Origin of the sequence: Porphyrobacter sp. LM 6 (genome assembly GCF_001720465.1) — a bacterium.
GTDB lineage: Bacteria > Pseudomonadota > Alphaproteobacteria > Sphingomonadales > Sphingomonadaceae > Erythrobacter.
Map to the genome: position 1 here is coordinate 164744 of NZ_CP017113.1, position 21279 is coordinate 186022.

The 21279-nt window shown below is 64.2% G+C and carries 24 protein-coding genes and 1 pseudogene; 10 read left to right on the forward strand and 15 right to left on the reverse strand.

Annotation, left to right across the window (positions count from 1 at the left end; genetic code table 11):
- The first annotated feature begins 113 nt into the window (after positions 1–113).
- Positions 114–443 (forward strand): hypothetical protein, encoded by a 330-nt coding sequence (locus BG023_RS00815; protein ID WP_069308761.1) that lies wholly within the window; start codon positions 114–116, stop codon positions 441–443.
- On the opposite strand, the gene BG023_RS00820 is transcribed toward BG023_RS00815, so the two are convergent.
- From BG023_RS00820 to BG023_RS00840, 5 genes are read right to left on the reverse strand one after another with little or no spacing between them, the layout of a single operon-like run.
- Positions 440–1579 (reverse strand): GNAT family N-acetyltransferase, encoded by a 1140-nt coding sequence (locus tag BG023_RS00820; RefSeq protein WP_069308762.1) that lies wholly within the window; start codon positions 1577–1579, stop codon positions 440–442. The genes BG023_RS00815 and BG023_RS00820 overlap by 4 nt on opposite strands.
- On the reverse strand, positions 1576–2304 hold the full coding sequence (locus BG023_RS00825) for a glycerophosphodiester phosphodiesterase family protein (protein WP_069308763.1): 729 nt from the start codon (positions 2302–2304) through the stop codon (positions 1576–1578). Before BG023_RS00825 ends, BG023_RS00820 begins: the two co-directional genes overlap by 4 nt.
- Entirely contained in the window at positions 2301–2756 is a 456-nt protein-coding gene (locus BG023_RS00830; RefSeq protein WP_069308764.1) for a RidA family protein, read from the reverse strand. Before BG023_RS00830 ends, BG023_RS00825 begins: the two co-directional genes overlap by 4 nt.
- Positions 2757–2758: 2 nt before the next feature.
- Positions 2759–3379 (reverse strand): hypothetical protein, encoded by a 621-nt coding sequence (locus BG023_RS00835; protein ID WP_069308765.1) that lies wholly within the window; start codon positions 3377–3379, stop codon positions 2759–2761.
- Entirely contained in the window at positions 3376–3651 is a 276-nt protein-coding gene (locus BG023_RS00840) for a DUF3572 domain-containing protein (protein ID WP_069308766.1), read from the reverse strand. Before BG023_RS00840 ends, BG023_RS00835 begins: the two co-directional genes overlap by 4 nt.
- A gap of 55 nt (positions 3652–3706) precedes the next feature.
- Here BG023_RS00840 and BG023_RS00845 point away from each other — a divergent pair, with 55 nt between their 5' ends.
- On the forward strand, positions 3707–4078 hold the full coding sequence (locus BG023_RS00845; protein WP_069308767.1) for a response regulator: 372 nt from the start codon (positions 3707–3709) through the stop codon (positions 4076–4078).
- Here the strand turns inward: BG023_RS00845 and BG023_RS00850 are convergent.
- Positions 4075–4617: a Pycsar system effector family protein gene (locus BG023_RS00850; protein WP_069308768.1), complete on the reverse strand. Its 543-nt coding sequence runs from the start codon at positions 4615–4617 to the stop codon at positions 4075–4077. The two genes, BG023_RS00845 and BG023_RS00850, sit on opposite strands and share 4 nt — an antisense overlap.
- A gap of 125 nt (positions 4618–4742) precedes the next feature.
- Between BG023_RS00850 and BG023_RS00855 the strand changes: the two genes are divergently transcribed.
- The 4 genes from BG023_RS00855 (at position 4743) to BG023_RS00865 (ending at position 8149) form a co-directional block, all read left to right on the forward strand.
- A complete protein-coding gene (locus tag BG023_RS00855) occupies positions 4743–4985 on the forward strand; it encodes an acyl carrier protein (RefSeq protein WP_069308769.1) in 243 nt (80 codons plus the stop codon).
- Positions 4986–4999: 14 nt separating this feature from the next.
- Entirely contained in the window at positions 5000–6226 is a 1227-nt protein-coding gene (gene spt, locus BG023_RS00860; RefSeq protein ID WP_069308770.1) for a serine palmitoyltransferase, read from the forward strand.
- A gap of 273 nt (positions 6227–6499) precedes the next feature.
- A complete protein-coding gene (locus BG023_RS14810; RefSeq protein WP_190315791.1) occupies positions 6500–6871 on the forward strand; it encodes a hypothetical protein in 372 nt (123 codons plus the stop codon).
- A gap of 135 nt (positions 6872–7006) precedes the next feature.
- Entirely contained in the window at positions 7007–8149 is a 1143-nt protein-coding gene (locus BG023_RS00865) for an OmpA family protein (RefSeq protein ID WP_069308771.1), read from the forward strand.
- A gap of 323 nt (positions 8150–8472) precedes the next feature.
- Here BG023_RS00865 and BG023_RS00870 read toward each other — a convergent pair whose 3' ends face one another.
- From BG023_RS00870 to BG023_RS15140, 7 genes and pseudogenes are all read right to left on the reverse strand, one after another.
- A complete protein-coding gene (locus BG023_RS00870; protein WP_069308772.1) occupies positions 8473–10089 on the reverse strand; it encodes an MFS transporter in 1617 nt (538 codons plus the stop codon).
- Between the two features lie 52 nt (positions 10090–10141).
- Positions 10142–10839, reverse strand: a pseudogene (gene queC, locus BG023_RS00875) (7-cyano-7-deazaguanine synthase QueC).
- A gap of 44 nt (positions 10840–10883) precedes the next feature.
- On the reverse strand, positions 10884–11303 hold the full coding sequence (locus BG023_RS00880) for a DUF3617 domain-containing protein (RefSeq protein WP_069311045.1): 420 nt from the start codon (positions 11301–11303) through the stop codon (positions 10884–10886).
- 86 nt (positions 11304–11389) lie between these two features.
- The gene (gene hslO, locus BG023_RS00885; protein ID WP_442956774.1) at positions 11390–12289 is read right to left on the reverse strand and encodes an Hsp33 family molecular chaperone HslO; all 900 of its coding nucleotides are present in this window, start codon (positions 12287–12289) and stop codon (positions 11390–11392) included.
- A gap of 43 nt (positions 12290–12332) precedes the next feature.
- Positions 12333–13280 carry an ornithine carbamoyltransferase gene (gene argF / locus BG023_RS00890; RefSeq protein ID WP_069308774.1) on the reverse strand — a complete coding sequence of 316 codons (948 nt, stop codon included), beginning with the start codon at positions 13278–13280 and terminating at the stop codon, positions 12333–12335.
- A complete protein-coding gene (locus BG023_RS00895; RefSeq protein ID WP_069308775.1) occupies positions 13280–14479 on the reverse strand; it encodes an aspartate aminotransferase family protein in 1200 nt (399 codons plus the stop codon). The genes argF and BG023_RS00895 overlap by 1 nt, the downstream gene beginning before the upstream one ends.
- A gap of 132 nt (positions 14480–14611) precedes the next feature.
- Positions 14612–15382, reverse strand: a complete 771-nt coding sequence (locus BG023_RS15140) for a cold-shock protein (protein ID WP_069308776.1) — start codon at positions 15380–15382, stop codon at positions 14612–14614.
- Between the two features lie 260 nt (positions 15383–15642).
- Between BG023_RS15140 and BG023_RS00905 the strand changes: the two genes are divergently transcribed.
- The 4 genes from BG023_RS00905 to BG023_RS00920 are packed head-to-tail and all read left to right on the forward strand — an operon-like array spanning position 15643 to position 19080.
- Positions 15643–16074, forward strand: a complete 432-nt coding sequence (locus tag BG023_RS00905) for a TIGR01244 family sulfur transferase (RefSeq protein WP_069311047.1) — start codon at positions 15643–15645, stop codon at positions 16072–16074.
- 11 nt (positions 16075–16085) lie between these two features.
- Positions 16086–16514, forward strand: a complete 429-nt coding sequence (locus BG023_RS00910; protein WP_069308777.1) for a hypothetical protein — start codon at positions 16086–16088, stop codon at positions 16512–16514.
- A complete protein-coding gene (locus BG023_RS00915) occupies positions 16507–17466 on the forward strand; it encodes a sterol desaturase family protein (RefSeq protein ID WP_069308778.1) in 960 nt (319 codons plus the stop codon). Before BG023_RS00910 ends, BG023_RS00915 begins: the two co-directional genes overlap by 8 nt.
- A 24-nt stretch (positions 17467–17490) precedes the next feature.
- A complete protein-coding gene (locus tag BG023_RS00920; RefSeq protein ID WP_069308779.1) occupies positions 17491–19080 on the forward strand; it encodes a GMC family oxidoreductase in 1590 nt (529 codons plus the stop codon).
- A 278-nt stretch (positions 19081–19358) separates the two neighbouring features.
- Here BG023_RS00920 and BG023_RS00925 read toward each other — a convergent pair whose 3' ends face one another.
- A complete protein-coding gene (locus BG023_RS00925) occupies positions 19359–20795 on the reverse strand; it encodes an ammonium transporter (protein WP_069308780.1) in 1437 nt (478 codons plus the stop codon).
- Between the two features lie 13 nt (positions 20796–20808).
- Entirely contained in the window at positions 20809–21147 is a 339-nt protein-coding gene (locus tag BG023_RS00930) for a P-II family nitrogen regulator (RefSeq protein ID WP_069308781.1), read from the reverse strand.
- Positions 21148–21279 lie beyond the last annotated feature (132 nt).

A 21279-nucleotide genomic window follows, 5' to 3' on the forward strand; every position in this document is an offset into this window, starting at 1 on the left:
GGGGGCAAACACAAAGTGCGGATCACGTTAACCAATTATTGACCATGTTAGCCGACTTCTGAGCCTCGCAAGGTCGCCTGGGGGGTGACCAGGTGACGAAGGGGTAAACCGGAATGAACATCATCGCGATTGGCGCCAAGAGTGCGAATGTTGCACGTGGAACATCGGGCGAAGCGCTACTTACGGCATGGCTGGCTGCGGCTAGCCAGGGTCAAGCAGGGGCCTGCTTCGATCTCGGCGTGGCCTTCTCGACCGGCAGCAACGGCGCGCCCTGCGATCTAATCGAAGCCCACAAGTGGTTCAACCTCGCCGCCGCGCGCGGTCACGAGGAAGCCGGCCATTGCCGCGCCGACATTTCGGAAGAGATGACCGCCCGCGAAATCGCCGAAGCCCAGCGCCGTGCGCGCCAGTGGCTCGCCGAAGGCCGCCTGCGCGCCGCTTAATCGTTTTTGCGAAACGGCGTGCGGCTGCCGAGATACAGCTGGTCGCTCGCCACCCCTTCGCGCTCGCGTTCGAGAAAATCGGCGACCGCCGCGCGAAACCCCGGATCGGCGATCCAGTGCGCCGACCATGTCTGCACCGGCTCATACCCGCGCGCCAGCTTGTGCCCGCCCTGTGCGCCTGCCTCGACACGGCCTAGGCCTCGCGCGATCGCGGCATCGATCGCCTGATAATAGCACAGCTCGAAATGCAGGAAGCGCACCTCACGGGTGCAACCCCAATAGCGTCCGTAGAGCGCATCCTTGCCGACAAAGTTCAGCGCCCCGGCAATCGGCTCCGCCCCGTCATAGGCGAGGATCAGAACGATCCGATCCCCCATCCGCGCGCCCAGCAGGCTGAAGGCCTCGCGCGTCAGATAGGGATGGCCCCATTTGCGCGCGCCGGTATCCTGATAGAACCGCCAGAAGGCATCCCAATGCTCCTCGCGGATGTCGCCGCCAGTGAGATGGCGGATGGTCAGCCCCTCCACCGCGCTGCTGCGTTCCTTCCGCAAATCCTTGCGCTTCCTCGACGACAGCGCGCCGAGGAAGTCCTCAAAGCTCGCATAACCGCGGTTGAACCAGTGGAACTGGATGTCCGAGCGCAGCAGCCAGCCGGCATCTTCGAACAGCGGCAGCTGGGCCGGTTCGATGAAAGTCGCGTGGGCGGACGACATGGTGTTTTGCAGGCACACCGCCTCGGCCCCCTTCAAAAGATGCGTGGCGAGGCTTTCGTCTGACAGCAGCAGGCGCGGCCCCGTTGCGGGGGTGAAGGGCGCGGCGATCTGGAGCTTGGGGTAATAGCGCCCGCCCGCGCGGTGCCAGGCATCCGCCCACGAATGGTCGAACACATATTCGCCCTGAGAGTGCCCCTTGGCATATGACGGCATGGCGGCAAGCAGACGGCCCGCATCATCGGTGATCGCAATCGGAGCCGATTCCCAGCCGGTGCCGGGGCCGACGCTGCCGGAATCCTCCATCGCGGTCAGGAATTCGTGGGCAACGAAGGGATTGTCGTTCCCGCCTAGCGCGTTCCATTCGTCGCGGTCGAAACTGCCGACCGAAGAGGCAATGCGGACCGTCAGCTCGCGGTCACTCACGCCAGCCCGTCCCCCTCGGCAATCAAGGCATCCGCGTGGGCAGCACCGCGCGCGCGGGTTTCGGGCGAACGGACCGTCCAGGTCAGCAGCGGGCGGCCGGTTTCGCGCCACAGACCGGTCAAGGCGTTGGGGATATCGCGCACATCGCTGGCGAGGAAATCGGGCGCGGCGCGCTCCAGCGCATGGGGCATCCGCCATGCGTTTTTGTAGCCGTGATCAAGCGTATCGGTGATGACCAGCCCGCGCACCATCGCGGGCGCGTGCTTGGCGAACCATTCGCCCATCCGCAGATCGAAGCTCATCACCGCGAACGGCCCGGCATAATCCGCCAGCACCTTGGCAATCGCCATGCAGGGTTCGGCGAGCGACAAATGCGGCTGCGCCTTCACTTCGATCAGGATCGGCACCCGGCCAGCGACCAGTTCGAGCAGATCGGTGAGCGGCCAGATCGTCTGCGCGGAGTCCAGCAGCGGGATGCGGCACAGATCATCGGCGGTACGCGCGCCGACCTTGCCGCGTTCCTTGGTCAGCCGGTCAAGCTCCCAGTCGTGGAACACCAGCGGCACATTGTCGCGGCTCATCTGGATATCGCATTCGATCCCCATGCCCGCAGCAATCGCGCCCTCGGCAGCGGCGCGCGAGTTTTCCGGCGCGCCCGCATTGTGCAGCCCGCGATGGGCGTATTCCCACTGCGTCAGCCAGTCCGGGGCGGGCCTTGCGATCATGCCTTGAGCGCGACCACCGCATCGACTTCCACCGCCGCGCCGCGCGGCAGGGCGGGCACGCCCACGGCGGCGCGGGCGTGCTTGCCGGCATCGCCGAACACCTGCTCCATCAGATCCGACGCGCCATTGGCGACTTCGGGCTGATCGGTGAAATCGCCGGTGCAGTTGATGAAGGCGCCGAGCTTGACGATCCGCTCGACCTTTTCGAGCAGGCCCGCCGCCTCAAGCTGCGCGACGATCATCAGCGCGCAGGCGCGCGCGGCGGCCTGTCCTTCGGCCACGCTCACGTCATCTCCCAGCCGGCCCTTGACCACCTGCCCGTCAACGAAGGGGAGCTGGCCCGAAACATGGGCAAAGCCGCCATGCACCACCACCGGCACATAGCTCGCCACCGGAGCAGCCGCCTTGGGCAGGGTGATGCCGAGTTCGGCGAGTTTGGCAGCAACAGTCATTCTCAATTCTCCAGTCGTTCAAGCAGCCACGGCAGGGCTTCGTCCCAGCGGTCGATCCGGGCTTCGGCATGGCCTGCCTTGTGGGCGCAATCAATGGCGTGGGCGATCATCGGCTCGCCGCACAGGTGCAGCCGCGTGACGTGCGGCGTGATTTCGGCAACCGAGGCATGGTGCTGGGCCAGATCGTCGATGAAGACTGCGCGGGTGGGCGCATATTCGTCGATGATCGCCTTCAGCGCCGGGCCTTTCGGCCCTTGGTTGGTGAACACCCGCGCGTTGATCCCGACATTGGCGAGCTGTTCGGCGCGCTTGTTGCGACGTTCATCGACAAGGTTCGTCAGGATCACGATGTCGGCCTTTTCGGCGAGCGTGTTGATCCCCTCGACCGCGCCGGCAATCGGCATCTGGCTGTCCATCTGGGTATCGAAGAAGCGGCCCAGCATCTTCCAGATATCGGGCGGGGCCAGCAGCTCGCCGCTCGCCTGCCAGCGCAGCGCCTCGGCGAAGTTGTGGCCTTCGAGGTTGAAGGCGACGCCCTGGGTTGCCTCCAGCCAGTCCTTGAAGGGCGCAACCATGTGCAGCAGCACTTCGTCGCAGTCGGAGATGATCAGGGGGCGGGTCATACGAGTAAAGCGTCCTTGGCGGCGACCAGTTCCTCGGGCGTGACAGCCAGGGCCTCGGCCGCGCGGATCAGATCGGGTTCGTGATTGGCGAGAAATTCGAGCGCGGAGGCGAGGATCGCCGGATTGCCCAGCCCGGCCCGCAAGGTATCGGGATCAAGTCCGGTCAATTCAAGGTAGCGCTCGGCGCGTTCCTCGGATTCAAGCACCCAGCCGAGCGCGGCCAGCGCCAGCGTCTGCGGGTTGACGGGGTCGGGGCGATCACGAAGCGGGATTGTCCTGTCCTTCGGTCAGGGTTAATCGTAAGGCGGGTGTTATGCGGGGCGTTCAGTGACAAAGCGGATCATGGTTGTCGAGGACAATGACCTCAACCGGAAATTGTTCTGCGATGTGCTGCGCGCCAACGGGTTCGAGGTGGAGCCGGTGGCCGACGGGCACAAGGTGCTGGAAACCGCGCGCGCCATTTCGCCCGATCTGATCATCATGGATATCCAGCTCGGCGGGGTTTCGGGCGTCGATCTGATCGAGGCGGCCAAGCGCGACCGGGTGCTGAGCGCGATTCCCGTGCTCGCCGTGACCGCCTTCGCCGCCAAGGGAGATGAAGAACGCATCCGGGCAGCCGGGGCGGCGGGGTATCTTTCGAAGCCCGTGTCGATCAGTCCGTTCATGAACGCGGTGCGCGAACTGCTCCCGGCGGCCTAGACCGCGTTTTCGACCACGAAGACGGCCAGCGTCAGCACCAGCCCGCCAAGGAACAGGTGATAGGCCAGCGCCAGCAGCCGGAACTTGCGCCGATGGAGCACCTGACCGTTCTGGTAGAGATCGCGCAGCATCACTTCGTAGAGCGTCTCGTCAGCGCGCAACTTTTCGATCAGGTCGGCCCGCCATTCCTCCTCGCTTATGGTAGAGAAATGGCTGAAGAACAGCGGGTTGAACTGCTCCTTCGGCACGGCCTTGGCGCGCAACGGCGGCGTGATCGCCAGCACAGCGAAGATCGCCGACAGGAAGGCGGTGACGGCGAGGCAGATCACCGACCACTTCACCTCGCCGGAAAAGGCCTGGGTGATCACCAAGGAAAACACCACAAACGTCGCGCCGATCAGGATATTGGCTTTCCCGTCGGCCATCTGGGAGAGCGCCAGCGTGTTGGCCTGTGCGGTGCGGATAAGGTGGACGCTGTGAACCGAAAGCGGCGCTGCGGGCGATACCTGGTCTGCCTTGTCCGCTTGGTTTTCAGGCATCCCCCACCCCCAATTCGGCGCGCGAACCCGTCGAAAACTTGACAAGCCGCATCAACCGCCGCTTTGCAGCCGTATAGCATTGGGCGATCCCGTCCTTCAACCAAAGCAACGAAAGCGTGCATCCCATGACCCCCGCAGACGTCGATGCCTCCATCCGCAGTCTTGTCGAACCCTTCAACAAGAAGGGCGTGACGATCGAGGATGCGACCACCTTTGCCGGCGACCTGGAATTCGACAGCCTGACGGTGATGGATTTCGTCGCCGCGATCGAGGACGAGTTCGACATCATCATCTCGATGAACCAGCAGGCCGAGATCGAAAACTGGGGCCAGCTCGTCGCCGCAGTGCACAAGCTGCAGGATAGCTGATAAAGGCCGCTGCCATGACTGACACCATCGCCCCTGCCCAGCCCGTCGACCTGCTGGCGAAGTTTGATCCGATCATCCAGACCCGCGAGCAGCTGCTCGCCGCCGGAGTGGAAGATCCGTTCAACCTCGTCATGGAACAGGTGCTCTCGCCCACCCGCGCGATCTGCAACGGGCGCGACACGATCCTGCTCGGCACCTACAACTACATGGGCATGACCTTCGACGATGATGTCATCGCCGCAGGCAAGCAGGCGATGGAAGACTTCGGCGCCGGCACCACCGGCAGCCGTGTGCTCAACGGCACCTTCCGCGATCACCGCGACGTGGAAGCCGCGCTGCGCGATTTCTACGGGATGGACCACGCGATGGTCTTCTCGACCGGCTACCAGGCCAATCTCGGAGTTATCTCGACCCTCGCGGGCAAGGGTGATTACATCATCCTCGACATCGATAGCCACGCCTCGATCTGGGATGGCTGCAAGATGGGCGACGCGGAGGTCGTGCCGTTCAAGCACAACGACATCGAAGCCCTGGAAAAGCGGCTGAAGCGCGTGCCCGAAGGCGCGGGCAAGCTCGTGGTGCTCGAAGGCGTCTATTCCATGATGGGCGATGTCGCCCCGCTGAAAGAGATGGTCCGCATCGCCAAGGAAAACGGCGCGATGGTGCTGGTCGACGAGGCGCACTCGATGGGCTTCATCGGCGAACACGGCCGCGGCGTGGCCGAAGAACAGGGCGTGCTGGACGATGTCGATTTCATCATCGGCACCTTCTCCAAGAGCGTCGGCACGGTCGGAGGCTTCTGCGTTTCCAACCACCCGAAGTTCGAAGTGATGCGCCTTGTGTGCCGTCCCTATGTCTTCACCGCCGCGCTACCGCCTTCGGTGATGGCGAGCTCGGCCACCTCGATCCGCAAGCTGATGCACGGCGGGAACAAGCGCGCGCATCTGTGGGAGAACAGCCGCACGCTCCACAAGGGCCTGCGCGATCTCGGCTTCGAGCTCGGCACCGAAACCTCGCAGAGCGCGATCATCGCCGTCATCATGCCCGATCTCGAAAAGGGCGCGATGATGTGGGAGGCGCTGCTCAAGGAAGGCCTCTACGTCAACCTGGCCCGGCCGCCGGCGACGCCAGCCGGCATGACCCTGCTGCGCTGCTCGCTGTGCGCGGAACATTCGGCCGAGCAGGTGCAGACCATCCTCGGCATGTTCGAACGCGCGGGCAAAGCGATCGGGATCATCTGACCCCACCGGCAGGCAACCAATCGCCGCCTCACATCTCTGGTTACGCAGTTTCGGTCGCCCCTCGCACAGACGGGCGGCCGAATTGCTTTTGCGTGCCCTGCCCTTTGCGCTTGGCTCGCCTCAACTCCGCGTATAACCTATTTGGTCATTTATCTTGGCATCGTGACGCTCTTTGGTTAGAGATAGGCGCAGTCGAGAAATAGCGATTCGCCAGCGGGGCGGCCTTCCGGATGGGAGTGCCGCCTTTTTTGCATTCAATGCCGGAGACCTGCCATGCCCAACCCCGGTCACCCGGATGAATGCGCCACCCACACCAACCGCCACTGGCGTGTGCGCTTTCTCGATTGCCTCGCCGAAAGCTCGAACGTCGCCAAGTCAGCTCGCCACGCCAACATCAGCGTAAGCCGCGCCTACAAGCTGCGGCGGGCTGATCCCGAATTCGCCGGGCAATGGCTCGCCGCGCTGGCCGAGGGTTATCTCCATCTCGAGATGGAAGTGGCGCGTAACCGCCGCCCCGAGGCTGCCCACGACAGGAAGCGTTGTCGATGCCGAAGCCCGCGCTACTCTGAGTCAACTGATGCAAACCCTACGCGAACTCGGCATTCTGGGAAGTACGGCAAGTTAGCCGAGGCGCGTGCTTTTTGACATTGCATTTCTGGCAACCCCGGCGGGATAGCGGCATTCTTGCAACACCCTATAGGCATTGACCGCTTGCCTCGTGCATGGGGAGAAGATAGAGACACCCGGTGCCTCAAGTCTAATACAAAGGGGAAGATTGTAATGCGCAAACTCGTCATTGGGATGGCGATGGCTTCGACCGCGCTGACCACGCCTGCCATGGCCCGCGACGGCCAATGGTACATCGAGGGCAGCGGCGGCGTGATGATCGTCGAAGACCAGAATTTGGACGTCAACGGCGCCAGCGCCAATGCGGCCGCCAACTACGACACCGGCTACGACTTCGGTGCTGCCGTGGGCTACGACTTCGGCGCATTCCGTCTCGAAGCTGAAACCAGCTACCGCGCTGCCGACCTTCAGGATGTCCAGGCTGGCAGTCAGGGTCTTGCCCTGAACCCGATCACCGGCGGTGGCTTCAGCACCTTCACCGGCACCCGTCCGGCGACTGGCGAAGTCAATGCTCTGAGCTTCATGCTCAATGGCCTGTTCGATTTCGGCGACGATGACGGTCTGCAGGCGTTTGCCGGCGGCGGTATCGGCGTGGCACGCGTCGACATGGACGGTGCTGTCAACACCACTGGCCCGGGCGTCTGGAATGATTCCGACACCGGCCTCGCTTGGCAGCTGCTTGCCGGCATCCGTGCGCCGATCAGCGATGCCTGGGACGTTGGCCTGAAGTATCGTTACTTCAATGCGCCGGACGTGGGTCTGGTCGATCCGCTGGGTCGTTCGCTCGACACCAAGCTGAGCACCCACTCGCTGATGGGCACCATCACTTACAACTTCGGCGGTGAAGCTCCGCCGCCGCCGCCGGTAGTGGCGCCGCCGGCTCCGCCGCCGCCGCCCCCGCCGCCGCCGCCCCCGCCGCCCCCGCCGCCCCCGCCCAAGGCGCCGTGCAACACGGGTCCGTACATCGTGTTCTTCGACTTCGATAAGTCGGACATCACGGCGGAAGCTGCGACCATCCTCAACAACGCTGTCACCGCTTACGCCAACTGCGGCGCAGCGAGCGTGATGCTGGCTGGTCACACCGACCGCGCTGGCACGCCGAAGTACAACACCGCTCTTGCTGAGCGTCGTAACACTTCGGTCCGCAGCTACCTGACCGGTCGCGGGATCCCCGATGGCCGCATCAGCAGCGAAGCCTTCGGCGAATCGCAGCCCCGCGTTCCGACCGCGGACGGCGTGCGCGAAGCGCAGAACCGTCGCGTCGAAGTGACCTACGGCCCGGGCTCGGGCATGTAAGTCACCGTTCTACGGGAACATCGAAAGGGGCCGGAGAAATCCGGCCCCTTTTTTGTTGTGCTTCGGATGAGGTGGCAGCTGCAGCACCTTATAATGAAGAGCGCCTTTGCACTCCGCTCGTAGACTGCCCGGACCTGCCTCACAGACCACAGCGAGCGAAAGCGCTGGGCCCTATCGCTTGCCCCGCGTCACAACCCACTTTCGGATCAGCGAACACAGTCGCCCGAATCGACTGGATATTAGAGCGTTCCTGTGCACTCGATGGGGGAACTCTCCCAAGCAGCCATCATACTCGCGAGCAGACAGGACCTGCAGTTCTTTGACTAAAGAACTTCACCTGCCTTCTCGGCCTGCTCCCTGATTTGCCCAATCGCCTTGGGGAACAACACCATCGCCCCGATCAAGAGAGCAAGCCCTATCGGCGTCACAACAAGGGTCGAGAGCACCCCGGTCGCGAGGTCGTCGCCATTGATGGCCGATACATACCCCGCCATGAACGGCCCCAGCCCCAATCCAACCAGCGTTGTCGCAAGAAAAAAGGTCGCGGTCGCAACCCCGCGCATGCGCGGCAACACCAACGCCTGGCTGGAAGCGGCTGCGGCGCCCAGCGCTGAGGCGGTCAGCATTTGCGCGACGAAGCTCAGCACATAGAACACCGTCAGGCTGTCGGTGGTAAAGTTGATGTAGACCACCGGCACCGGCGTGATCAGCCCGAACATGATCACCAGTATTCGCCCATCAGCGCGGCGCTCGAGCAACCAGTCGGCCAGCCTTCCCCCAAGCACCACACCCAGAAACCCCGCAACGGCACCGGGCGCCCCAAGCAGCAAGCCAATCTCTGCCTTGGTTACCCCGAAGGTGCGTTCGGCATAGGGCGCTCCCCAGTAGGAACTGGCATAGGCCATGAACGCCACCATGCCATAACCCAGAATCACGCACAGGAAAGCTGGCGATCCCCATGTCAGCCGGAAGGTCGGCAGGTCGCGCGCACGCAGCCCCATCGCCCAGCTGAATACCGCATAGTAGCCAACGCCAAGGAACAGCCATTGGTCTGAGACCTTGAAACTGCCATCCGGCCCGCCCGGGATAAGATTGGCCGATGCTGGCACGACTTGCGATAGCATGAGTGCCAACACCGCGAAGAACGCGAGACCCGCCAGATTGATGGCCAAAGCGCGCGGCCCGCGTAGCGCCGCTCCAATCAGCGTGAATGGCGGAATGACCTCGACCAGTTCGCGCAAGAACCCGGCGAAAGGGGCGGGGTCTTCCGGCGTGGGCAAACCGTCAATCGCACCGCGCACAGGCTCCTTCAGAGACAGCACCCACAGCGCCAGAACCACCCCGGGGAGCCCGACTGCGAGAAACGCCGCCTGCCAGCCGACGAGCCCGAGCGGACCTCCATCCGGAAATGCCGCATTCCACTTTTCAACGATGACCGCGCCAATCAGCAGCGAAATTCCGCCGCCGATATAAAGACCCGACGAATAGATCGCGAGCGCGGTGGCGCGCAGGCGTGCAGGAAACCAGTCTGAGATAAGTGAATAGGCCGAGGGGCTCGCGGTCGCTTCCCCCACACCGACGCCGATCCGCGCTACAGTGAGTACAGTCGCATTCTTGGCGAAGCCCGAAAGCGCCGTCATCGTCGACCAAAGCGCAAGGCCGACCGCGAGCAGTCGTGTCCTGCGCCAACTATCCGCCAGCTTACCCAGCGGAATCCCGAACAGCGAATAGAACACCGCAAAGGCGGTCCCGTAAAGAAAGCCCAGATAGGCATCGTCGACGCCGAGATCAGCCTTGATGTCGTTTGCGAGGATCGAGAGGATCTGCCGGTCGATGAAGTTCAGCACGTAGACCAGCACCAGCACGCCGAGCGCATACCAGCTATACGCCGGCACGGCTTTCTCATCGCGTCCATGCGCCGCGGTCGCTTCCTCGCTCAAAGCTGATCCCCTATCCCGTCTTGTGTCTCGCTAACCGCCCTGCTTGGGCCGTTCAGGCGTTGTAGCGAGTGCTATCGACAATGCCGGCTTCGGCAAAACCCTTTTTCCGCAAGCGGCAGGAATCGCACAACCCGCAGGCAGTTCCTTCGACGGTCGGGTCGTAACATGACCAACTCCACGACGGATCAAGACCAAGCCGCGCGCACTCGCGAGCGATATCGGCCTTGGTCATGTGCTGGAGCGGAGCGTGGATGGTGAACGGCGCACCCTCAACCCCGGCTTTGGTGCCAAGTCGCGCCGTTTCGGCGAAGCTCGCGATGAACCCCGGGCGGCAATCGGGGTATCCTGAATAGTCTAGTGCATTCACACCGATGAACACATCGCGCGCGCCGGCCGCTTCGGCGCAGGCCGTAGTCAAGGCAAGGAACACGAGATTGCGCGCGGGCACGTACGTGACGGGGATGTCATCTCCGACGCCGGTCTTGGGCACATCGATCGCATCGGTAAGCGCTGAGCCGCCGAAGGCTCTGAGATCGAGCGCGATACTGGTATGCTTGGCGAGACCCAGCTGGCCGGCAATCCGCGCCGCCGATTCAAGCTCAAGCCGGTGGCGCTGCCCGTAGTCGACCGTCAGCGCGTGCACGGAAAACCCGCGCTCCTGCGCCAAGGCCGCAGTGACCATCGAGTCCAGCCCCCCGACAGCAACACCACTGCGATCGGCCGCGATGACGATTGTTCAGGCTTGATCATCGCGCGGCCCTATCACGGGCAACGCCAAACGCAATCCGGCGCGCTCAACAAGGGCCGGTGCGACGCGCCTCAGCAACGAGCTGGAATGGCATCCCGTTATGGATGCCCTGGCTTTCAAGCTGCACGAGCGAACCGGTTTCGCGGCGGATACTCGTGCGGCCATAGCCGTTGCCCGGGCAGGTATACTGAACCGTCACGCGCGCCGCGCCATCCTCCACTACGAACTGGTTGCAGCCAGCCTCGCGGTGCCGGAGCTGGATCAGTTCCTGCCCGGTCTTGAGGCAAATCTTGCGATCCGGCGCGCCGCCGCGCTGCTTGATCGTCCATTCCCCCTTGGCCAGCGTTCCAAGCATGGCGAGGCCATTGCCCTGCGCAAATCCTGGCACCGCAAACCAAAGCGCAGCCCCGACGACAATGCCGCCGAGCGCAAGATCACGTGCGATGCGATTGGGTCTGCTCGTCATAATCATCATCTTGCCCGCAAATGGCCTGCCGGGATTGCATATTTTGGTCTTTCCCGGGCGCAAAACAGGAATTTTTCGACGAACCGTCAGATTGCCAGCGCGAACGTCCTAGAACAGAACGCGCAATCGACCGCGATGATCCCTTCGTCGTTCCGCATGGCTTGCTGCTCTTCGGGCGGAAAACGCGCGATGATTGCGGCATAGTGCTCACTGCTGCACCGGCATCCGCGCGAAAGCTGCGCGCCCGGGAGCACGCGCACCTCGTCTTCCTCATGGAACAACCGCCACGCGAGCGTCTCGAGCGACAGTCCGGCCTCGAGCAATTCGTCATGGCTGATCGATCCTGCCATTACCGCGACGTGCTCCCAATCGGGATGGTCGAGCCGGACGTGCAGGCGCTCGCGCCCTTCCTCGCCGTCGGCAAGGTGCTGGACCAAAAGCCCTGCCGCCATGCGACCACTCGCCCCCGCACGGCTAGCGACGCGGATGAGGGTCGGGATCTGTTCCGACTGGCTGAAATAGGACTCGCACGCCTGCGCCAGACTGTCCCCCTCTAGAGGAACGATCCCTTGATAGCGCTGGCGTTCCTCGGTTTCGTAAGTGATCGCGAGATAGCCCTCGCCGAACAGCGCCGACAGCGTCGGGTTCGCGCCGAGCTTGGCCAAGCGATCGGCATCGAAATCGGCATAGCCGCGCACCGCACCGTCGCGATAATCGCACACCAGCAGCCGGACGATACCGCCCGTCGTCTGCGCCTGCATGGTCAGCTGCGCCTGCTTGCCCTTCAGCAAGCCGCCCATCAGCGCCCCGAGCACCAGCGCATCGCTAAGCAGATGCGTGATCGGCGCGGGGTAATCATGCGCTGACAAGACCGCATCGAGCACACCTTCAAGGCGCACGATCCGGCCGCGCGCATTGCGCGAAGGCAGCGTGAAGCCCATCAGAGCATCGGCGAAGGTCTCGGTGGCTTGAGTCATGTCGTTCATCCGCCGCCATATGGGGACGCTTGCCCCCACACGGAAGACCCCGTCAGCTGCCGAGCAGTCCAAAGCTCCACAACAGCACCGATTTCTGTGCGTGGATGCGGTTCTCCGCCTCGTCGAACACCACCGACTGCGGGCCTTCGAACACCTCTTCGCTGACTTCGTCGCCGACGTGAGCCGGCAGGCAGTGGAGGAACACGGCGTCGGGCTTCGCCTCAGCCATCAGCGCGGCATTGACCTGATAGGGCGCCATAGCTGCCTTTTTCTCCGCCGCATCGGCCTGACCCATCGAAATCCACGTGTCGGTGACCAGCACATCGGCTCCGCGCGCTGTTGCGGCGGCATCCTGGGTCAAGGTCACCGTCGCCCCGCCAGCACGCGCCAGTTCGACGAAGGCCGGGTCAGGCTCGTAACCCGCAGGCGTTGCCACCCGGACGTTGAACTTGAACAGCCCGGCCGCCTCGAGGATCGAGTGCAGCACGTTGTTCCCATCCCCGAACCACGCGACTTCAAGGCCGGGCAGCGCCTTGCCGTGCTCGATCACCGTGAGCAGATCGGCGACGATCTGGCAGGGGTGCGACATGTCGGTCAGGCCGTTGATCACCGGCACCGTGGCATGAGCCGCCATTTCCTCGATCTTGGCGTGATCGTCGGTCCGCAGCATGATGCCGTCGACCATCCGGCTGAGCACCCGCGCGGTATCGGCGATTGTCTCCCCCCGACCAAGCTGGCTTGAGCTCGAATCGAGCAGCAGCACAGATCCGCCCAGCTGGCGCATCGCGATGTCGAAGCTGACGCGGGTGCGGGTCGAATTCTTCTCGAACACCAGCGCCAGAACACGACCCGCCAGCGGCGCGTCCGCATCAGCCGCGCCCTTGGACTTGCCGCTGCGCGCCGCCTTGCGGTCGATCGCGTCGTTGATCATCGCCGCGACATCATCCGCGCCCGCATCCCCGAGATCGAGGAAGTGCCGATAGGCTCCCGAGGCGGCCATCAGGCGGGCTCGGGCACCTTGAAGCTTGCGGCACCGGCCGAGAGCTTCTCGAAGAATTCGTCGACTTCGGCATCGCTGATCACCAGCGGCGGCAGAATGCGAATGGTGTTGTCACCCGCCGCCACGGTCAACAGCTGGTGATGATCGCGCAGGTGCACGTAGAACGGGCGGCTTTCCATCTTCATCTTGATGCCGAGCATCAGACCCTTGCCGCGCACCAGTTCGAACAGCTCGGGGTAGTTGCCGATGAACTGCTCGAGCCGGGCGCGCAGCCGCTCGCCCTTTTCGGCGACGGACGCGAGGAAAGCCTCGTTCGCCACGGCCTCCATCACCGCCGTCCCCGCCGCCATCGCCAACGGGTTGCCGCCATAGGTCGATCCGTGGGTGCCGAAGGTCATGCCGCGTGCGGCCTTCTCGGTCGCAATGCAGGCGCCGAGCGGGAAGCCGCCGCCGATGCCCTTGGCGGTCGCGAGAATATCGGGCTCGATCCCGTAATGCTCGTAGGCGTAGAGCTTGCCGGTGCGCGCCACGCCGCACTGTACTTCATCCAGCACCAGCATCAGATCGAGCTCGTCGGCGAGCTTGCGCAGGCCCTGCATGAACTCCACCGACGCGGGGCGGATACCGCCCTCGCCCTGGATCGGTTCGACCAGGAAGCCCGCGGTGTTCGGCCCGATCAGCGCCTTGGCCGCTTCGAGATCGTCGAACGGCGCATACTTGAACCCGGCGAGCAGCGGCGAGAAGCCGTGGTGCATCTTCTCCTGGTTCGAGGCGCTGATGGTCGCCATCGTGCGGCCGTGGAAGGCGTTGTGGAAGGTAATCAGCTCGAAACGGTTCTTGTCGCCCGCATCCCCTGCATTCTGGTGATAGGCCCGGGCAGTCTTGATCGCCGCCTCGACCGCCTCCGCGCCGGAATTGGTGAAGAACACCGTGTCGCCGAAGGTGTTGTCGACCAGCGTCTGCGCCAGCTTCTCGCCTTGCGGGCTGCCGTAAAGGTTCGACACGTGCATCAGCGTCGCCGCCTGCTGCTGGATCGCGCCGATCAGGCCTTCATGCGAGTGGCCGAGCAGGTTGACCGCGATGCCGCTGGCGAAATCGAGATAGCGGGTGCCATCCTCGTCGATCAGATGGCAGTGCTCTCCGCGCACCGGCCGGACACCGCAACGCGGATAGACGGGCATGAGCGGGGTAATCGACATGGGCAAATTCCTGATTTGAGAAACGAGACGGGATGAAACGCAAATGGCGGCCCTGAACCAGAGCCGCCATCCGCTTTACCGTTAATCTTCCGCTGCCCCTTGGTCAAACCGCCGGGCGCGGTTTCGGCTGGGTCAGCCTTCGATCGGTGCCAGATTGACGGCGGAATACTTTCCGCGTCGATCGACTTCGAGATCGAATTCGTAACGCTCGCCTTCGTTCAGGCCCGACAGGCCCGACCGTTCGACCGCACTGATGTGCACGAAAGCATCCGGCTGGCCGTCATCGCGGACGAGGAAGCCGAAGCCCTTCATCGCGTTGAAGAACTTGACGGTGCCCTGCACGCGCTCGCCCGTCAGCTCGCGCTGCGGAGCGGCAGGCTTGGCCGCCACAGCGATGACATCACCGACAATCTGGAGATCCTGCGCCGACACCTTGCCGCCGCGATCCACGAGATTGTACTGGAGTTCCTGCCCTTCGGCGAGGCCTTCGAGACCGGCGCGCTCAACCGCGCTGATGTGAACGAACACATCTTCGCCGCCGCCATCCTGCTGGATGAAGCCGAAACCCTTCTGGCTGTTGAAGAACTTTACGGTGCCCTTGCCGGTGCCGACGATCTGGGCGGGCATGCGGCTGAAACCGCCGCCACCACCTGCGCCACCACCGCCGCCGCCGGGGCCACGCGGGCCGCCGCCGAAGCCGCCGCCGCTGCGCTGGCCGCCGCCTCCGCCGCCGAAGCGATCACCGCCCCCGCCGCCGAAACGGTCACCACCACCAAACCGGTCGCCTCCGAAATCGCGGGGAGGCGGAAAACCGTCATTCCCGCCACCAAACGGATCGAAACCTTCTTCGCCGAAACCGTCGCGCTTGTCGCGGCCGCGCCGACGTCCCCTATCATAACCCATATATCAGAACGTACCTTACCACACTGCCCGCCCTCCGATGCGCCGATGATGGGGACAGTGAGCCTCACCGGACACAGACGCGCCGAACGAGTGGACCGGAGCGCACGTAGCTGAACCTATAGCGCACAACGAGTTGCTTTGCGAACGATTTTACCGGGACTGCAGAGCGGACGGCTGCGAGCCTGCCGCGCGAATGCTTGTGCATGACATCGCTCTTGGGCATGACGGCCCAGAACAAGGCACAAGGGAGCAGGAACATCATGAGCGATTTTCGCCAACTCACCGAAAATGTGTTGGTCAGCCCGCAACTTGCGCTGGATGATGTGGCCGCTGCTGCCGCCGCCGGGGTGGCGATGATCGTCAACAACCGCCCCGATGGTGAGGAGCCCTCGGCCCCGCAGGGCGACGAAATCGCCGCCGCTGCCGCCGCCGCAGGGCTCAATTACGTCGCCATCCCGATCGGCCATTCGGGCTTTTCCGAACCCCAGGTGAACGCGATGATCGCCGCGCTGGAACAAGCCGAAGGCCCGATTCTCGCCTATTGCCGCTCGGGCACTCGCTCCACTCTGCTGTGGGCGCTGGCTTCGGCCAAACAGGGCATGGATCCCGACACGATCGCCCGCACGGCGGCACAGGCGGGCTACGATGTCAGCCCGATTCGCAGCCTGATCGATATGCTCGCTGCGCGCTGAGGCGCTGCATCATGGAGCTTCCGCCGCTCGTTGTGCAGACCGCCGGCTCGCTGGTCGCGATCCTCGCGCTGGCGGGATTGGCGTGGTGGATGCGGCTGGGCGGGTCGCCGCTGCTTGACAGCGATCATGCCGTCCAGCGGGCTGCGGGCGAGGTCGAGGACGGGTTCACTCCCGTAGCCATCGCCCGCGATGCAACGGGCCGCGCCGCGCTCGCCCGCGACGAAGCCGGACGGATCATGGTGATCAAGCGCCACGGCAACCGCTTTGCCGGCCGCGTGCTTGGTTCAGGAGCACAGGCGCGGTTATGGCGCGACCGGGGTGAAGCCGCGCTCGAAGTGGACCCCGGCGAGGCGCGTTTCGGCAAGGTGTTCCTCGACTCCCCCGACGCCGAGACTTGGGCCGACGCGATCAATCGGGTAAGCCGGACCGGCGATGCCTGACTTCAACCCCACCCAATATGCCGTGCCCCTGTTCGTGGTGGCGGTGCTGGCCGAGATGATCTGGGCGAAATTCCGCGCGCCCGAGGCCTATGAACCCAAGGACACGCTCGTCAGTCTTGCCTTCGGGCTCGGCTCGACGGTGGCAGGCGCGCTGCTCGGGGGTTTCGCGCTTACGGTCTTCATCAAAACCTACGACTACCGCATCTTCGATTTCGGCCCCGAGTGGTGGGCCGTGTGGTGGGCGTGGCCCGTCTGCTTCGTGCTCGATGACCTCAAGTACTACTGGGTTCACCGCGCCGGACACCGCATCCGCTGGATGTGGGCGAGCCATGTGAACCACCATTCGAGCCAGCACTACAACCTGTCGACCGCGTTGCGGCAGACCTGGACCGGCGCGCTCACCTTCGGTTTCCTGTTCGCCGTCCCGCTGGTGCTGCTCGGCTTCCACCCCGCGATGATCGCGATCTGCGGCGGGTTCAACCTCATCTACCAGTTCTGGATTCACACCGAGGCGATCAAGCGGATGCCCGCGTGGTTCGAAGCGGTGATGAACACCCCCTCGCACCACCGCGTCCACCACGCCACCAACCCGCGCTATCTCGACAAGAACTACGCCGGGGTCTTCATCATCTGGGACCGGATGTTCGGCACCTTCGAGCCCGAGGTGAATGACGAGGCGATCCGCTATGGCATCGTCAAACAGCTCGGCAGCTTCAATCTGCTGTGGTCGGTGTTCCATGAATGGATCGGTATGATCGCCGATATCTGGCGCGCGCCGTGGCGGTACAAGCTTTCCTATCTCCTTCGCGAACCCGGCTGGAGCCATGACGGCAGCCGCGAAACCAGCGACATGATCCGCGAACGCTGGCGCGCGCGGGTCGGCGCGGTTGCGCCGCAAGCAACTTCAGTGGCTGATCGAAACCCGATTGCGGGCAGCGCGGAAGCTGCTTAAACCTCCCTCACAAAGGGAGAGATCATGGAAAGTTTCGACTACATCGTCATCGGCGGTGGCAGCGCGGGCAGCGCTGTGGCCGGGCGTCTCGCGGTGGACGGCACGCGCCGGGTGTGCCTGCTCGAAGCGGGCGGGCGCAACGACAATGTCTTCATCAAGACGCCGGGCTTCATGCCCTTCATCCCGGAAAAGTCGAACTACCGCTATGAAACCGTGCCCCAGAAGGGGCTGAACGGGCGCACCGGTTATCAGCCGCGCGGACGGGGCCTCGGCGGCTCTTCGGCGATCAATGCGATGGTCTATATCCGCGGCAACCGCTGGGATTACGACAACTGGGCGGCGGAAGGCTGCACCGGCTGGGCCTATGACGACGTGCTGCCCTACTTCAAGCGCGCCGAGGCGAACGAGCGCGGCGGGGACGAATACCACGGCGCAGGCGGGCCGCTGTTCGTGTCCGACCAGACCGCCGCCAACCCCGCATCCCAAGCTTTTGTCGAAGCCGCCGCCGCGCTTCAGCTGCGCACCAACAGCGACTTCAACGGCGAACGACAGGACGGCTTCGGGCTTTACCAGGTGACCCAACGCAAGGGCGAACGCTGGTCGGCTGCGCGCGCCTATGTCGAGCCGATCCGCGGGTCGGGCAATTTCGCAATCCGCACCGATACGCTGGTCGAAAAGCTGGTGATCGAGAACGGGCGTGTCACCGGCGTGCAGATCAAGCGCGGCGGCAAGCGCGAGACGCTGATGGCGCGGCGCGGCGTGGTGTTGAGCGCCGGCGCGTTCAACTCGCCCCAGATCCTGATGCTGTCCGGCATTGGCCAGGCCGAACATCTGAAGGCCCACGGCATCGACGTGGTGCTTGATCGTCCGGCGGTCGGCAGCAACCTCCAGGACCATATCGACTACGTCTCCGGCTGGGAGACCACAAGCGACGTTCCGATCGGCAGCACGCTCAAGGGCACCCTCCGGATGGCCGCAGCGATCGTCGAGCATCGCCGCAAGCGCACTGGCGTGATGACCACCTGCTATGCCGAAGCCGGCGGATTCTGGACCGTGATGCCGGACAGCCCCGCACCCGATGTGCAGTGGCACTTCGTCCCGGCCGTGCTCGAAGATCACGGGCGCGAGAAGGTCAAGGGGCACGGCTTTTCGCTCCATGCCTGCGTGCTGCGTCCCGAAAGCCGCGGCACTGTGCGGCTTGGCAGCGGCGATGCCGCAGCTGCGCCGGTGATCGATCCTAATTTCCTTGATGACGAGCGCGACATGGCCGTGCTGAGGGCAGGCGTGCGCCTGTCGCACCGGATCGCCGAAGCGCCGCCCTTGCAGGCGTTCGGACCGAAGGATCGCCATCCGGTCGACCTCAACGACGACGCCGCGCTCGACGCGCTAATCCGCAGCCGCGCGGATACGGTCTATCACCCTGTCGGCACCTGCCGCATGGGCGCGGACGCAGATGCGGTGGTCGATCCGACGCTGAGGCTGAACGGGCTCGATGGTTTGTGGGTGGCGGATGCGAGCATCATGCCCAAGCTCGTCAGCGGCAACACCAACGCGCCCAGCATCATGATCGGTGAGCGGTGTGCGGACTTTGTGATCGCCGCTGAAAAGGCCTGAGCCTCAAACTAACCAAAGCGCACTGATCCGGTCCGCCACAGGACGGGCCGCAAGCGCGAACGCGCGCCCGGAGGGGTGGCCCGCAGGGCCGAGTCCCCGGAGGAAAGCCAAGCGCGCGGACGCGCGCGCCGGCGCTTGAGGCGCATTAAAAAAGGGCCGGAGAGCTTGCGCTACTCCGGCCGTCATAAGTTTGTTCGTTCGCAGGAGGAACAAGGTGAGGCGGGGGGAGGGGAGAGGGAGAGAGAGGCCTCCCCCCGCCAAGCTTGGTGGGTGTGCGCTTAGTTGTAGGCGCGCTCCCCGTGTTCGGAGATGTCGAGGCCGTTGGTTTCGGCTTCGGCGTCGGGACGCAGCCCGATGGTGTACTTGAGGGCGAGGAACAGCACCGCCGAGACGACACCGGTCCAGGCAACGGTCACGCCGACTGCGTAGATCTGGGTGGTCACCTGACCGACGAGGTCGAAGGCGCCAGCCTTGGCCACCGGTGCGGTGTAATCGATCCAGCCCTGGCCGCCGAGCGCGGGGTCGGCGACAATGCCGGTCCCGATCGCGCCGACGATCCCGCCAACAGCGTGGATGCCGAAGACATCGAGGCTATCGTCGTAGTTGAGCTTGTTCTTCACCGTGGTGACGAAGAAGTAGCAGATCACCGAAGCCACAGCGCCGAGGATGATCGCGGTGCCGGGGTGGGCGAAGCCTGCCGCCGGAGTGATCGCCACGAGGCCAGCCACCACACCCGACACGCCGCCGAGGAGCGAGGGCTTCTTGTGGGTGACCTGCTCGATCATCGCCCACGCCGCACCCGCCGCAGCGGTGGCAACGAAGGTGTTGACGAAGGCGAGCGCGGCGAAGGCGTTCGATTCGAGCGCCGAGCCGGCGTTGAACCCGAACCAGCCGATCCACAGCAGCGAGGCGCCGATCATGGTCATCACCAGGCTGTGCGGGGGCATGGGCTCCTTCTTGTAGCCGATGCGCGGGCCGATCACGAGGCAGCCGACCAGACCGGCGATACCCGCATTGATGTGCACCACGGTGCCACCGGCGAAGTCGAGCGCGCCCCAGCCCCACAGCAGACCATAGTCGGTCGGTGCAGTGTGGAGGAAGTCCGGGCCGGCCCAGTACCACACCATGTGTGCGATCGGGAAATAGGCGAGTGTCATCCACGCGACCACGAAGATGATCAGCGGGGTGAACTTCACGCGTTCCGCGAATGCGCCGACGATCAGCGCGGGGGTGATGCAGGCGAAGGTCATCTGGAACATCACGAAGACCAGCTCGGGCAGGTACACCCCGTTTGAGAAGGTCGCGGCGAAGGTTCCCGGGTTAACCCCGGCGAGGAAGGCCTTGTCGAGGCCGCCGATGAACAGCGGATCAACCAGACTGTTGGTCGAGGTGAAGGCCAGCGAGTAGCCCCAGCCGAACCACACCAGTGCGGCCACACAGACGATGGTGAGCACCTGCATCAGCACGCTTAGCATGTTCTTGGCGCGCACCAGGCCGCCGTAGAATAGCGCCAGCGCGGGCACGCTCATCATCAGAACGAGGGCGGTCGACACCATCATCCAGGCGACATCGCCCTTATCGACCATTTCGGCCGTGGGCGTGAACACCGCAGGCGCGGCGGCGGCGGCTTCGGCCGCCGGAGCGGCAAAGGCCGGCGCCGAGAGCATCGCTGCCCCGGTTGCCAGCGTCGCCGCGATGGAGAAAATACGCTTCATTGCTTGGGTCCCCTTACAGCGCGGTTTCGCCGGACTCGCCGGTGCGGATGCGGGTGGCTGACGCGAGATCGAGAACGAAGATCTTGCCGTCGCCGATCGCGCCCGTGTTGGCGGTCTGCTGGATGGTTTCGACCACCTGCGCGGCGACGTCGTCGCTGGCGGCGATCTCGAGCTTCACCTTGGGGAGCATGTTGGTCGAGTATTCTGCCCCACGGTAGATTTCGGTCTGACCCTTCTGGCGACCGAAGCCTTTCACTTCGGTCACGGTCATCCCGGCGATGCCGATCCCGCTCAGCGCTTCACGAACGCTGTCGAGCTTGAACGGCTTGATGATGGCGATGATGAATTTCATCTGTGGCCCCTGTTACGCCGGATCATTCCGGTCGGAGGGACTGCAGCAACAAGCGTGCCAGAATCACCAAAACACCCTGACCCCGCGGAATCAGCGCGATTCTTCGCATCTGCAGCAGAAAATCTGCCTAAT